Here is a 14622-nt window from a genome sequence, read left to right on the forward strand (position 1 = left end):
CCATCCCCCTACCCTCTCTTTTTGAGAATAACGGCACTGCCCGGGTGCATGGAACAAATGCCGCCCTCGAGCATTCGGGCATTCAGTGAAAAAAGAAGTTCGGCATTCCCATAGCCCGCATGACGGCTTTCATACATTTTCGGCCCTGTGTTGAACATCACAAGTGTGATTTCACCGCCGAGGTAGCGCTCAAAACCAAACACCTGATATGCATCATCGGTCACGAAAGTGCGGTATTCGCCCTTGGCGAGCTCCGGGTAAGCCTTGCGGAGCGCGATCAGGCGTTTGTGCAGGTTGTGCAGGTTGTGATCGAAACCATAGCTTTCAGCTGCACGGCCCGGCTCGTTCGGGAATACCGCTTCGACATCATATTTCAATTCGGGCCACACCATTGGCTTGCGGTTGCAAGGGTCGTTTGGCCCCCACATCCCGGCTTCGTCCCCATAGTAAATGCCGGGCGAGCCGATGTAAGTCATCTGAAATACGACCATGAGTTTTTGGATGAGGCGGGCAGTATCGTTAGGGCGACCGGTTTTGTAATCCGGATTCACCTTTTTGGCCCGCTCATAGTATTCGCTCCAGTTCCGCATCGTGAACAGATTTGAGTTGACAATACGCGAGGCCACACGGTCGGTGTCGTGACTGCCGAGTAGGTTGTGCATCACATGTGTGACCTCGTGCGGATAGGCTTCGCGAAGCACGCGGAGTTTGGTGTCGAGCTCCGATGGCAGGGCATCGTTGCCGTCTTTGATGAAGTATTCGGACAGTGCAAACGCAAAATTGTAGTTCATGACGGCGTCAAATTCATCCCCTTTGAGATATGGCACCTGCTTTTCAGGGGCGTCGATGACCTCAGCGAGTAAATAGGCCTCAGGGTTGATGCTGCGCACGTGCTTCCGCCATTTTTTCCAGAAAGGATGCTTCACGCAAAAGGCTACGTCAAGGCGCCAGCCATCCACGCCCTTGCTCAGGTCGCCGTTGCCGAGCGGGTCCATCCACCGGCGGGTGATATCGAAAATGTACTGCCGCGGCCCTGCAGTGATGCCCGCACGGTTCTGCATGATCTCCGGCAGCTCTTTAAAGCCCCACCACGTTTTGATCTGCGTACTGCCATCCTCGGTTTCGTCGGCCCACTTTTTAACCTTCATCCAATCGCTAAAAGCGGAATCCCGCTGTTTCTCTACCAGATCATTGTAAACCCAGCTGTTGAGGCCCATGTGATTGAACACCCCGTCTATAATCAGCCGCATGCCGCGGGCGTGCAGTTCCTCGATCAGACGCAGGAAAAGTTTATCAGCGGAAGTCCACACCCAGGTTTTGGGATCATGCGGGGTTTCGGTCGCGATGAGTGCCCGGTCGCCATCGGGATCAGGACCAAAATTGGGATCAATATGATGATAGGTCGCACCGTCGTATTTGTGGCTCGAAGGGGCTTCGAACAGCGGATTGAAATAGATCGCTTCCACGCCCAGATCCTGCAGATAGTCAAGCCGGTCGAGCACGCCCTGAAGGTCGCCACCGTAGCGCCGCCGCTGCAGCGTGTCGGAGAGATTCATGCCGTTGCCCTGCTCGTAAGGCTGCCGCGCATACCAGTCGCTGTTCCAGGGGTGCGTCTGATACGGCGCATCCAGATTATGCGGCCAGGCATTCCGCTGATCGTGAAGAGTTGGGTCGTTGTGTTCCAGTCCGCGCCAAAAACGCTCCGGGAAAATCTGATACCAAACAATGCCCTTCGCCCATTCCGGCACAAAACCGCTGCGTGCTTCGCTCATAAAAATGTTGTTTAATCTTCAGGTTTATAATTTGCGCCTAAGGTAGCAAGAAATGCCCCTGCCAGCAAACCGCGCGGCATTTTGAGCGAACTAACGACTCACCTGCAGCCTGAGGAAGGCCATCAGCAATCGAAGAGCAGCCAAAGCAGCAATACAAAAAGAAGAACACCCATGACCTGTCTTAGTTGAAGAAATTCGGGTTATACCAACATCTGAAAACACAAAAATGAGACAACGCTCAAACCGTAATCCCGGCATTCCGGGTAATTCTGATCTCTTTTTTTTGGGGAAACTCCGTGCACATCACTGTTTTTCGTGCTGGTTCCTGACACCCCAAATCAACGGAAAACGCCTTGCTTTTTGTGATGCCGGCGCTCCGTGCAAAACCAATCAGTCCCATTTTTGAACAGAATGTATGAGCTCGCTCCGAAAAGTCAATTTTATTGGAAAAAGTGGCCTCTATTGCAAATTTAGAGGGGTGAAAACCCTAAAAGTGGTCTTTTCGGAGTAGGCTCATGTATAAGATTCACAGTATAAACAAGATGGCATCGGGCCCTGAACATGTCCCATATTCGTAGGGGCGCACCCTTGTGGTCGCCCGACGAAGGCCGGAATCAACCTCGGAACCACGACTGGCCTTCCCGTCCCATTTTTTGAACAGGATTTGCAGGATTCACAATATGAACAAGATGGCATCGGGCCCGGTAACATGTCCCGTAATCGTAGGGGCGCACCCGTGTGATCGCCCAACGAAGGCCGGAATCAGACCCTGAATCAAGACCAGGTCTTTACGCACCCAAAAAGCAAGGGATTCTCCGCCGATTTGGGATGTCCGGAACCAGCACGAAAAACAGTGATGTGCACGGGGTTCACCCTAAAAAAATTGATGTATGTGTAATTCAGGTGCGCTTCATTATTTTGATGCCGAATTCCTATCTTGACTCAATAACCTTTAAGCAAAAGCTTTTCTTAACCCTTCGAAACCACACTCCTTTTATGCAGGCACAGATCATCAAAAATAAAAAAGGCGAAACCAAAGGTGTGTTCATACCCATCGCTGAATGGAGAAGACTAAAAAAAGACTACGGGTTACCAGATCATGCTGACTTCACGGATGCTGCTACAGATGGTATTTCAGAAGAACTCCATCAGGCAATCAAAGAGCTTGAAATGGTTATGAAAGGAGAACTTAAAGCAAGACCGGCATCGGAGCTGCTTGATGAACTTTGATGTTTTCACCATCCCGATTTTTGACAAACAGGCTAAAAAACTATCAAAGATATATCCCTCTTTCAAAAAAGACCTTTTCCCGGCTGATAGAATCACTGACCGCTAACCCTGAAACCGGAATTTCGATTGGGAACGGCTTTTATAAAATCAGAATGGCAATCACTTCGAAAGGAAAAGGAAAATCTGCAGGGGCGAGGGTAATTACGTTTGTAAAGATTACTGACTCTTCGGTTTTTTTGACGAGTGTTTATGATAAGTCAGACAAAGTGACCATTTCAGAGAAAGAAATTGAGAAGATTGTAGCTCAACTTCCCGGGTGTGAAAGTTGAGATTGAGAACTTTTTGATGTCTTAAAAAAAGCCCCACATTTCGGGAAATGACTCTGAAGCAAAAGGTTAATTACCCACTCTCCCATCGGTCTTGGCTCGATTACATCCAGGCGCAAAAACAAATCATTAATCCTGCTTTCAGCTTGCAGCAAAGCGGCGCAGGGTTTCACGGACTTCGTCGGGGCTGGTGCAGCCTGCAATGGCGCCGGAAAGGTCAGCGAACCTTTCCTGATGGATTTTGCGGGCCATATATTTGAACTCAGGGATGCCGGCTGCGCTCATGCTGTATTTGCGCAGGCCCCAGGCCACGAGAAGCGGTGATACCAGCGTATCGCGGGCCATTTCGCCGCACATGGAAACGTCGGTTCCGGATTCGTTGGCCATGCGGATAACCCGCTCAATCACCCGCAGCACCGCCGGCTGATAGTAGCTCGCAAGGCCGGAAACGGCAGCATTGGTGCGGTCAGCGGCCATCACGTACTGCGACAGATCGTTGGTGCCTATGCTCACAAAATCGACCAAAGGCAGAATCTCCTTCAGGTTTTCGACGGCTGCGGGGACTTCCACCATGATGCCTTTTTTCAGGTCTTTGTCGTACTTCTGATTTTGGGCGTCGAGTTCGGCAGCTGCTTCATCCAGCAGCTGAAACGCGGCTTCCAGCTCACCGATATTGGCAATCATCGGGAACATGATTTCAATGTGTCCATAGGCTGAGGCCCTGAGTATCGCCCGAAGCTGCGTTTTGAACAGATCGCGCTCATCGAGGCAGTACCGGATACCGCGGCGACCCAGAAACGGGTTTTCTTCCCCTTCGATGTGGAGGTAAGGCACGGGCTTGTCGCCACCCACATCAAGGGTTCGGATGGTAAGCGGTCGCTTTTTGCCAAGCGCTTTCGCTGCCAGTTTGTAGGCTTCAAACTGCTCCTGTTCATCGGGCACTTTTGTGCGCTCCATGAACAGGAATTCGGTCCGGAATAAACCGACGCCTTCGGCACCCAAATCAAGCACCTGATTGATTTCGTGCTCATTGCCCACATTGGCAAGTACCCGAAGGCGCGTACCGCAGCCGGTTTGCCCTTTTTCCTTGCGGGAGAGGTGCGCCTTTTGCTTCACTTCAAGCCAGCGTTCGCGCTCGGTCGCAATCCGGGCAAGTACCGCCTGATCCGGATTAACAAACAGCTCACCCGTTTCGGCATTAACTGCTGCCATTTCTCCTTCCGGAATTTTATGCATGATTTTGCCGATGTTGAAAATAGTCGGAATGCCCAACGACCGCGCTATAATCGCGCTGTGTGAAACGTCGCTGCCGCTTTCGCAACAGATTGCCAGCACCTTGTCCGGTTCCAGGGAAGCTGCGTCTGAAGGGCTGATGTCGTTCATGCACAAAATGCTGGGCTGATCCGGCGTTGCAGCCGAATACCGGATACCGGTAATGTTTTCGAGCACCCGAATACCTACATCAATCAGATCGATCATGCGGGTTGAGAGTAAGGTATTCTCGCCGATGTTCTGATAAAGACTCACCACATCATTGAGTCCGCTCCGCCAGGCACTTGCTGCTGTTTTTCCCTGTATAATCCGCTCTTCAACCCCGCTCAACAGTTCCGGATCGCGAAGAAGAAGGATTTGGGCGTCGAATATTGCGGCGTCTTCTTCTCCGATTTCCGCGATACTTTGCCGCTTGATGGTTTCGATTTCTTCAGCTGCTTTTTCCAGCGCGTCTTCAAGAAGTTGCTGCTCGGCCTGCGGGTCGTCGGCGTTTTGTTCTTCAACATCAGGCAGGCTCATGGTGCGCTTCACAACCGGACCAACCGCATAGCCGGGGGAAATGGGCAGGCCGGTGAGCAAGCCGTTTTCAGGCAGATTTGTCCCGGCTTCTTTCTCAAGGGAAGGCCTGCGCCTTGGTGCGGGCGCTGTAGATTCACCGAAATTGGACTGAAACATTTCCGCGATTTCAGCCATCAGCGCTTCGCTGCCGCTTTCCGGAAACAGAAGCTCCACGACGTCATGCTGCTGTGCATTCAGGGACAACAAGCTGTTCATGCTGCGTCCTGACACATAAGCGCTGCCCTTGCTGAGGTTCCTTACCCGTACGTTCGCTCCGGCCTGTGCAATAGCTGCGACGAGCCGTGCTGCGGGCCGCGCGTGAAGTCCCATGGTGTTTTTGAGCGTAAATTCTTTCCCTATCGCTTTATCGCCGCTTTCAGCGTCCGCTCCGGTACTGCCACCGCCATAGATGGCTGCATAATCGACACCCAGCTGACTTGCTTTGCCACGTACCGAAAACCGGGCTTCTTCTATAATTTCTTCAATTCCTGCTCCTGTTGCCGCAAGTGCTGTAGCCGCTACAATACCTTCAACAAAAGGTGCTTCACAAAGATGAATATTTGACCGCCGTTCTTCATCAAAAAAGTCAAGAGCGAGCTCAGTGCTCATGATGGCACTTCCCATATCCATGAAAACAAGAACCCCGTCATCGGAATATACTTTTTCAATGGCTTCAAAAATCTTCATGGCATCGGTGCCAATAGGATTCTCAGGGTCATCGACCCCGCCAGCCGAAGCCACTTTAAGATGATCTCTTCCCATTTCCATTGCGAGCTCGAGTACACTCTCAGCCAGTTTAGCACTATGTGAAACGGCGACAATTCCGGTCATATTTATCCTGCCTAAAGTTCATAAAAAACAAAGGGGGAACCGGCGTATCCGGGTCCACCCCAGTTGTAGGTATTGCTGATATCCGCGCAATTCCGGTTGATTGCAAACTGAAGTCCTATCCCGCCAATCCTTTTTTTGGAATGTACGGCCCGCATTACTCACTGGTTAAATAGTTGCGGGCAAAACTATCATTAATGGCATTTAATGTGAGGCTGTTACCTGAGTACAGGGATTATGAATCCGCGCGGGCTGCCTTGTAAAGACACTCAACGATGAGTTTGGAGGAGGTTGCTCCGGGATCCTGATGGCCTTTGCTGCGCTCTCCCAAATAACTTGCCCGTCCTTTTTTAGCAACAAGCGGAATGGTGTCTTTCACCCCCTGCTCCGCCACTTCAACCGCCTTAGCAAGCGCTTCAATGACCGGCATGCCATCATTAATGTTTTGCTCCAATGCTTCTGTTACCGGGCTCAGCACATCAACCATCGTTTTGTCACCGGGCTGAGCCTTGCCACGCATTTTCACACCGTCGAGACCGGCTCTCATCATGGCGGCCACATCCGTTTCAGAAAGCTCCTGCTTCCCTGCCATTTTGTTACCGGCCTGCAAAAAGAATGTGCCGTACAACGGACCGGAAGCACCACCAACCGTGGAAATGAGGGTCATTGCCACGGCTTTGAATATCGCCCCTATATCCTTATCTGCTAATTCAGAGAGCTGTGCATGTACTTTTTTGAACCCGCGGTGCATATTGTTACCGTGATCAGCATCCCCGATTGCGGTATCGAGTTGGGTCAGCCATGTTTTATTCTCTTCAAGCACTTCATGGCAAAGGGTCAGCCATGTAACAATTTGTTTTTTTGAAAGCATAAGGAAAACAGTAGGAATGGTGTTTAATTTCTGATGAAATCAGACCCGTGAAGCCTGGCTCAGAATCACAGGATAAGTGCTGCCTGCTTACAAGCCATGTAGTCAAATCAGTTTGCTGCCTTTGAGGTCTGTAATAAAGCCTGCCGGTTACAGGCAACCATACCGCTGTAACCGTACGGTTGCCTTCTTACCCGGAGTAATAGCATTCAGATTACTTTCATTCTGCTAAAAAAACAACTTTATTTGACCTTTTTCAGGACTGATTTCTACATGCCCCATTTCAGGCCGGGCGTGTAAACCGGTGCATCCCACAGTTTCACCATTTTATCGTCTACTTTCATGAGGGTGATGGAACAGCCCTGCATCTCAAGGGAGGTAATGTAAGGACCAATCAGGTTGCGCACGATTTTAATGCCGAATTTATCGGTTACCTGCGCCATTTTGCGGTACACGCCGTAAAGCTCAGAGACGGGTGTGCCGCCCATGCTGTTCACAAATGCGATTACGTTGTCACCTTTTTTAAAGGGCTCATCAACGTATTCAAACTCCGCCCATTCGCCTTTATCCTGATCCCATTCTTTCAGTATTCTGCTGTAGGCGCCGTCTTCGAGAATACCGACGGTCATCATTTCGGCAATTTCATCGACCGTCTTCATTTTGTCGCGCTGAATGCCGGGCTCGCCGTGAATGCCGATTCCGATTTCCATTTCATCATCACCAATTTCAAAACTCGGGGAACCGTTGGCCGGGGTGATGCAGCTTGTGAGGGCCATCCCCATGCTGCGGGCGTTTTGGTTCAGGGTGCGGCAGAGTGCTGAGAGGGCTTTGAGGTCGTAGCCTTCTTCTGAAGCGGCACCGCAGATTTTCTCAATGAGGACGGTGGCCCCAACGCCGCGACGGCCGGCTGTATAGAGGCTGTCTTTTACGGCCACATCATCATCAATCACAATATTCTGCACCTGAATGCCTTCGGCAATGGCAAGTTCCGCGGCCATTTCAAAATTCATGACGTCGCCAGTGTAATTCTTCACAATATTGAGAACGCCAGCGCCCCCATGTGCAGCTTTTGCCGCTTCGTGCATCTGATCAGGTGTGGGGGAGGTAAACACCTCACCGGGGCAGGCCGCATGCAGCATGCCATGACCTACAAAGCCACCGTGCATGGGTTCATGACCGCTTCCGCCGCCGGAGACAAGCGCGACCTTTCCCTGTACCGGACCGCCAGCACGGGTGATGTAATAAGGTTCAAAATTCACTTTGATGAGGTCTGCATGTGCAGCCTGCATGCCTTCAAGTTGCTCTTTAATGACGTTATCGGGGTGATTGATGAGTTTTTTCATGATTGCTGGATAGGATTAAAGTTGGGTTTATAACAATGGCTCAGGATAATATAAAAGCGCTTCCTGAATGCTTCAAAAAAATGCCTTTTTAAAACAAAAAATTACGATCCGCATTAAAAAAAAGCATCTGCCCGATACCGGGCAGATGCCTTCGTTATGCATTGTTGCAAGCTCAAGACTTAGAAGCTGATTGAGAAAGCGGTGAAGGCGCGCTCGGTTTTGGGGTTGATGGCAACCAGAACGCTCATTGGTACTGAAATGGAGTCAGAGATCCGCAGGTGACGGGAAGCGCTGAGACCAAGCTGATTAAAGACGAAGTCGCCTTCGTAACCAAGGTCAACGAAACCGCCTTCCTCAGAGTACTGACCGGAGAGGAACGCGCGAAGACCGGTATCACCTACGCTGAAGTTCACACCTGCTTCGAGGTAGAGGGTAGGCTCGAATCCGTCGGCACCCCAGAAGGCATAACCGAGAAGGAAATCAGGCGCTACATCACCTTTAGCGGCAGCGCGTACCGAAGCCTGAAATACATGTGTGGTAGTATCTTCGTCAAAATCGAACAAATCAGCATTTGCATTGAAGTGGTTTTCGATTTGTGGCGTAAGGGTGAAGTTGCCCAGATCAAAGGTGTAGTTCATCCAGAACTTTACTTCTTTGTAGTCAGACCCGTCTGGTGTAAGCGACAGCGGGTGAGATCCCCAAAGGGTAAAGTTAAAATCGCCGTAGTTGAACGCAATACTGGGCTGCACCTGCGGTGAGGAACCGAGGTCAAGACCGCGGTAAATAAACCGGCTTGTGATGGTTGCACCAGGCTCAATAGAGAGCTCCTGAGCCTGGGTTGTTTGCGGCGTCATGGCAAACGTGGTGATCAGGATTAACGCGGCAGCGGCCATGCTAATAACAGATTTTTTCATAATTCGGGATGCTTAATTTTTTGTGAAAAATTTTCCTGCCGGCAAAGTACCGGCAGGAAAGTGAAATAATGTTTGTGCAAATGTGCTGACAGAAACAGCATGTAAGCCAAATAGTTTTAACTTCTGCGCCGGCCTACGAGAGCGCTCCGAACAGCAAGGCTGCAATTACAGCACCTGCAATGGGACCAGCTATCGGGATCCAGGAGTATCCCCAGTCAGAGTCACCTTTGTTTGGAATAGGGAGAACAGCGTGTGCAATCCGCGGACCGAGGTCACGTGCAGGATTGATCGCATAACCAGTAGGTCCGCCGAGTGACAAACCAATCGCAAGTACGAGAAGGCCGACAGGTAGTGCTGACAAGGCACCAAGACCAAATCCGACTTCCTGACCATTTATTACAATGGCTGTGAGCATTTCGCCATCAGCTGGGTTGAAGAAACCCGGGCTTGCCAGATAGAACACACCAAACACGAGCATAATCGTACCGATAATCTCTGTTATCAGGTTTGAACCGGTGTTCCGGATAGCAGGACCGGTTGAGTGAACCGCCAGTTTGGCTGGTCCGTCTTCCGTGGCTGCAAAGTGATCTTTATAAGCGAGCCAAACCAATACGGCACCTGTGAAAGCACCTAGAAGCTGAGCTGCGATATACGGGCCTACCATGGCCCAGTCGAACAGACCGGCAACAGCAAGGCCGACCGTAACAGCGGGGTTAATATGCGCACCGCTAAACTGACCTACAACAAAGACGGCCGTAAAAACTGCCATACCCCAGCCGAATGTTATCACAATCCAGCCTGAATTGTTGCCTTTGGTTTGGTTTAACACAACATTGGCCACAACACCATTACCCAACAGGATAAGAATAGCGGTACCAATGAATTCACCGAGAAAAGGACCCATGATATGAATCTCCTTTAGTTTTATTGATTGAGTTATAATGCTTGTGCAGAACGGAAAGGCTCCATAATCAGTCACTCACCCCTATGAATGAGCTGTTAGGGATTTAATCCTTTCCGATATCTGCAGTTGCATTGGTTAGGTTTTGAGAATGCTCTGTTTTTTAAAAAAAGATGAGACCGGCGCTCAGCCGAGTGTATACCCCTCTGCAAGTTTGGTATAGGCATCCACCTGCGCTTTTTGCCAGGCCTCATCATGTCCAAGTTCTGCAGCCAACAGACGTGCTACTTCCGGAGCGGCTTCAATACTTGCTTTCGCGTTCAGAAGTATAGCTCTGGTTCTTCTTGACATTACATCTTCTATCGTCATTGCCATTTCGTGGCGTGCGGCCCATACGATCTCGGCTTTGATGTACGGCAAATCTTTGTGGAGCTTGTTTTCGAGATCAGGCGTCTCAGCATACAGCTTGCGAACGCCGGGTGCGTCCGAACCATAAAGATGCAGCGGGTCGCTGATATCCTGATGCTTCACCCATCCGTGGATACGCATGTTTTCGGTAACACACTCACGGCTTTCAAGTCCGGCTACCAAAGCAGCCTGATTGATCGTATCCTGCCCCATCTTTCTGTAGGTAGTCCATTTCCCACCGGTGATGGTTACCAGTCCCGACTCAGAAACAAGCAGGGTATGATCTCTCGAAATGGCAGAAGTACCTTTGGCGTCCTGTGGCTTAACAAGCGGACGCAGACCTGCAAATACGCTGCGAACATCCTTCATTTCAGGATCTTTATTCAGGTAACGGGCAGCGTGCGTCATTACGAATTCGATCTCTTCGTCGAAAGCACGTGGCTCATAATCAATGGTATCTACAGCAGTATCAGTGGTTCCAACTACTACCTTATCGTGCCATGGCACCGCGAAGAGCACGCGCCCGTCGTCAGTTTGAGGCACCATAATGGCAGAATCGCCTGGCAAAAACTCTTTATCTAAAATGATGTGGATTCCCTGACTCGGCTGAACCATCGGTTTAGCTTCGGGATCGTCCATCTTGACGATGGAATCAGTAAATACACCGGTGGCATTAATCACAACATGCGCATTCAGCTCATAATCATCATTGTTCAGCGTATCGGTTACTTTTACGCCGCTTGTGAAGCCGTCTTTGGATTTGAGAAGGCCGGTAACATTCATGTAGTTTATTACGCTTGCCCCTTGTTCTACAGCTGTTTGGGCAAGGTTTACAGCAAGGCGGGAGTCGTCAAACTGCCCGTCATAATAAATTACCCCGCCCCGTAAGCCTTCAGCTTCAATGGTTGGGATGCGTTTGACAGTTTCGTCACGGGAAAGAATTTTGGAAGGTCCCAGGCCCAGTTTTCCGGCGAGCATATCATACACTTTCATACCCACGCCATAAAAGGGGCCGCCCCACCAATCGTAGTTTGGTACGATAAAAGACTGATTTCTGCACAAATGGGGTGCGTTTTGAATCATAAGTCCGCGTTCGCGCAACGCTTCTAATACGAGGCTTACGTTACCCTGCTGCAGGTATCGAACCCCGCCGTGAACCAGTTTGGTTGAGCGGCTGGACGTACCCTTGGAGTAATCATATTTTTCAAGCAGCAGGGTTTTATATCCCCTTGAAGCCGATTCTACCGCGGCACCGAGTCCGGTTGCACCACCACCAATGATGATAACATCCCAGAAACCGGAATAATCGCGGATTTCTTTTAACATGTCTTGTCTTTTCATAATAATAACTTTTCTTGCAGAGGTTCATAAAGTCTTCCCCGGCCACTACAGCCGGGGAGGACTTTTGATTTAAATTTAGCCGTGTTGCAGACGCTTTTTTTAGCGTGATTCAGCCCATACGCGGGCAGCTTTTACAGCGCGCTTCCATCCTTTGGTGAGTTCTTCCACTTTTCCGGCTTCCATGGACGGCTCGAAGCGTTTTTCAACCTGCCACTGCTGGCTGATGCTGTCCATATCCGGCCAGTAGCCGACAGCGAGTCCTGCCAGGTAAGCCGCTCCAAGTGCTGTAGTTTCTGTAACCTTCGGGCGAATAACAGGCACCTGCAGAATGTCAGACTGGAACTGCATCATCAGGTTGTTAACCGTTGCACCGCCATCTACACGCAGTTCGCGGATGTCGATACCAGAGTCAGCATTCATGGCTGTGAGCACATCAAGGGTCTGATAACAGATAGAATCGAGCGCTGCACGTGCGACGTGTGCTGCACTTGTTCCGCGGGTCATACCAACCATGGTTCCGCGTGCATACTGATCCCAGTATGGGGCACCTAATCCTGCAAACGCAGGTACGAGATAGGCATCGCCGCTGTCTTCTACTGAAGCCGCAAGTTTTTCAATCTCACTGGATTTCTTAATAATACCCAGTTCATCGCGCAGCCACTGTACAACCGCACCGGCAATAAAGATGGAACCTTCAAGGGCATAGTTGGTTTTGCCGTTAACTTTCCAGGCTACGGTTGCGAGCAGGTTGTTTTTGGATGGTACCGGCTTCTCACCAACATTCATCAGCATAAAGCAACCGGTTCCGTAGGTATTTTTAACCATACCTTCTTTGTTACACATCTGACCAAACAAGGCAGCCTGCTGATCTCCGGCGATACCTGCAATAGGTACTTTGGTTGCAAAAATGGTAGTCTTGGTATGACCGTAAACTTCAGAAGACTGCTTCACTTCAGGAAGCATGCTCTTAGGCACGGTCATAATGGAAAGCATTTCCTCATCCCATTCCATGGTGTTGATGTTGAACAACAACGTCCGGGAAGCATTGGTCACGTCAGTTACATGAACTTCACCACGGGTGAGATTCCAGATCAGCCAGGTATCAATCGTACCAAAAGCAAGTTTTCCGGCTTCAGCTTTTTCGCGGGCGCCTTCAACATTGTCAAGGATCCACTTAACTTTTGTGCCTGAGAAATAAGCATCAAGAACAAGGCCTGTTTTTTCCTGAATCTTGGCAGCGAGTCCCTGATCTTTTAGTTCATCACAAAATTCGGCTGTTCTTCTGTCCTGCCAAACAATGGCATTATAGACCGGCACACCAGTTTCGCGATCCCATACAACTGTTGTTTCACGCTGGTTGGTAATACCAATGGCGGCAAGGTTCTCGCCATTAAAACCTTTAGCGGTAACGGCCTCAGCAGCTACACCGGCTTGTGTTGACCAAATTTCCTGAGCATCATGCTCAACCCATCCGGGCTTGGGATAAATTTGGCGAAATTCTTTTTGTGCTACAGATACGATAGAGCCAGCCTTGTCAAATAGTATTGCTCTTGAGCTTGTTGTTCCCTGATCTAATGCGAGGATATATTTTTCCATAATGATTATTCCGCCTAATGTTTAAGGTTGATTACAGCTATTCACGCAGTGCGGGAGTAGGCTGTAAGCGCTTTTCAATTTTTAGAATAAGCGCATTTGAATTTGTGTGTAACAAAGAAATGAATTTTCAATACAAAATGAAAGTGGTTTCATTTATTTTTGAAAATAAATTATTTGCTTCGTCCCTTCGCGTTTCTTATACTCTAAAGCTTTGCTAATTAGGGCTTTTGGGGTTTCATGAGGCAGCCCGTAAGGTCGGATAATTTTGTATCAGCGCACCAATTTACATTCAGTAAAACGAGGCTACCAGAAATACCTAACATATTTATTAGGGGTAAATAGGGGGCTTCTAATTCTAAATTTATCAGTTAATTAAAAGCGCTTCCCTAAATCAAACATCCCTTATTGTAATAATAGCATTTGATTAGTAGCTCCCACGGCACTGCTGTTACATTTTAACTTTGTAAAGTATTGAGATTCATGCCATTGCTGAAATAATGACTTTCTGCTATACCTTTTTTATCTGCTTCACCGCCGCTTTCAAAACAGCTTCATGGTATTGATTTGTATTTTCAGGAGCACTACGGACGTCATCAAAAGACTTTTATGCTTCCGATTTAAAGGCTATTCAGACATGAAAGACAACAAGTCAGGCGGATAAATACCTATTGCTCCCAATAAACAGTGCGGCCTTTTTAAATGCTGATAAGACGAATCTTTGAGCTTCTGAAGCAGAGTAAGACTTTCAAATCGTGATTTGTACCCGCATATAGGGTTTGCTATGGGTAACCGGACCCCTTTTTGTAATGAGGCCGGGCTTATCGGAGAAACCATTTTTTTCTACTTGATCTTAATACACTGCCACGGGTATTTGGTGCGAAGCTGCACCCTCTGATTAGCCGGCACCCTCCCGCAAGAACATTATTAGTGCGTATCCGAATCGAAAGGATTTTAGGTATCTCTCCCCCTTTAAGAGTATAATTTTGTTACTTTTAAGCCTGCAAAAAACAGCTTGCAAATTATTTTTTGGCTTTCAGGAAATATTTTTCGGTTCATACCTATTCTTAAGATTCCGCCTCCACCATGCACTAGTCACACCTCAGGTACGGCAATCCCGGTTAATCAGCCTGCACTTCCAGCAAGATCACTTATTTTTTTTAGTTTGAACCCGAACAGCTTATCTTAATTCCAATATATCTATTTGATTATTGCGGGCGCGCGTCTCCAATGCCCACTTGACGTGACCATGCCCGCAGCACTCACGG

Annotated in this window: 10 protein-coding genes; 2 read left to right on the forward strand and 8 right to left on the reverse strand. The window is 49.2% G+C overall.

Translation table 11 applies throughout. The annotated features are described in order from the left end of the window. Positions 1–8 precede the first annotated feature (8 nt). Positions 9–1772 carry a glycoside hydrolase family 13 protein gene (locus tag CYPRO_RS16890; RefSeq protein WP_114985380.1) on the reverse strand — a complete coding sequence of 588 codons (1764 nt, stop codon included), beginning with the start codon at positions 1770–1772 and terminating at the stop codon, positions 9–11. An 828-nt stretch (positions 1773–2600) separates the two neighbouring features. Between CYPRO_RS16890 and CYPRO_RS14935 the strand changes: the two genes are divergently transcribed. Together CYPRO_RS14935 and CYPRO_RS14940 are read left to right on the forward strand one after the other, a co-directional pair. Next, positions 2601–3002, forward strand: coding sequence for a hypothetical protein (locus tag CYPRO_RS14935; protein WP_114985381.1), 402 nt, complete (start codon positions 2601–2603; stop codon positions 3000–3002). 20 nt (positions 3003–3022) lie between these two features. After that, positions 3023–3331, forward strand: coding sequence for a type II toxin-antitoxin system RelE/ParE family toxin (locus CYPRO_RS14940; protein WP_333472984.1), 309 nt, complete (start codon positions 3023–3025; stop codon positions 3329–3331). A gap of 138 nt (positions 3332–3469) precedes the next feature. Here CYPRO_RS14940 and ptsP read toward each other — a convergent pair whose 3' ends face one another. The 7 genes from ptsP to glpK form a co-directional block, all read right to left on the reverse strand. Then, positions 3470–5989, reverse strand: coding sequence for a phosphoenolpyruvate--protein phosphotransferase (gene ptsP / locus CYPRO_RS14945; RefSeq protein WP_114985382.1), 2520 nt, complete (start codon positions 5987–5989; stop codon positions 3470–3472). 232 nt (positions 5990–6221) lie between these two features. Next, positions 6222–6857, reverse strand: a complete 636-nt coding sequence (gene dhaL / locus CYPRO_RS14950) for a dihydroxyacetone kinase subunit DhaL (protein ID WP_114985383.1) — start codon at positions 6855–6857, stop codon at positions 6222–6224. Positions 6858–7123: 266 nt separating this feature from the next. Beyond that, positions 7124–8197 carry a dihydroxyacetone kinase subunit DhaK gene (dhaK, locus tag CYPRO_RS14955; RefSeq protein WP_114985384.1) on the reverse strand — a complete coding sequence of 358 codons (1074 nt, stop codon included), beginning with the start codon at positions 8195–8197 and terminating at the stop codon, positions 7124–7126. A gap of 179 nt (positions 8198–8376) precedes the next feature. Further along, a complete protein-coding gene (locus tag CYPRO_RS14960; RefSeq protein WP_114985385.1) occupies positions 8377–9111 on the reverse strand; it encodes a hypothetical protein in 735 nt (244 codons plus the stop codon). Positions 9112–9244: 133 nt separating this feature from the next. Further along, the gene (locus CYPRO_RS14965; protein WP_240644776.1) at positions 9245–10015 is read right to left on the reverse strand and encodes an MIP/aquaporin family protein; all 771 of its coding nucleotides are present in this window, start codon (positions 10013–10015) and stop codon (positions 9245–9247) included. 183 nt (positions 10016–10198) lie between these two features. Further along, positions 10199–11761 (reverse strand): glycerol-3-phosphate dehydrogenase/oxidase, encoded by a 1563-nt coding sequence (locus tag CYPRO_RS14970; RefSeq protein ID WP_114985386.1) that lies wholly within the window; start codon positions 11759–11761, stop codon positions 10199–10201. 99 nt (positions 11762–11860) lie between these two features. Then, on the reverse strand, positions 11861–13360 hold the full coding sequence (glpK, locus tag CYPRO_RS14975) for a glycerol kinase GlpK (RefSeq protein WP_164682899.1): 1500 nt from the start codon (positions 13358–13360) through the stop codon (positions 11861–11863). Positions 13361–14622: the final 1262 nt, after the last annotated feature.

It is taken from the genome of Cyclonatronum proteinivorum, from assembly GCF_003353065.1.
Classification (GTDB): domain Bacteria; phylum Bacteroidota; class Rhodothermia; order Balneolales; family Cyclonatronaceae; genus Cyclonatronum; species Cyclonatronum proteinivorum.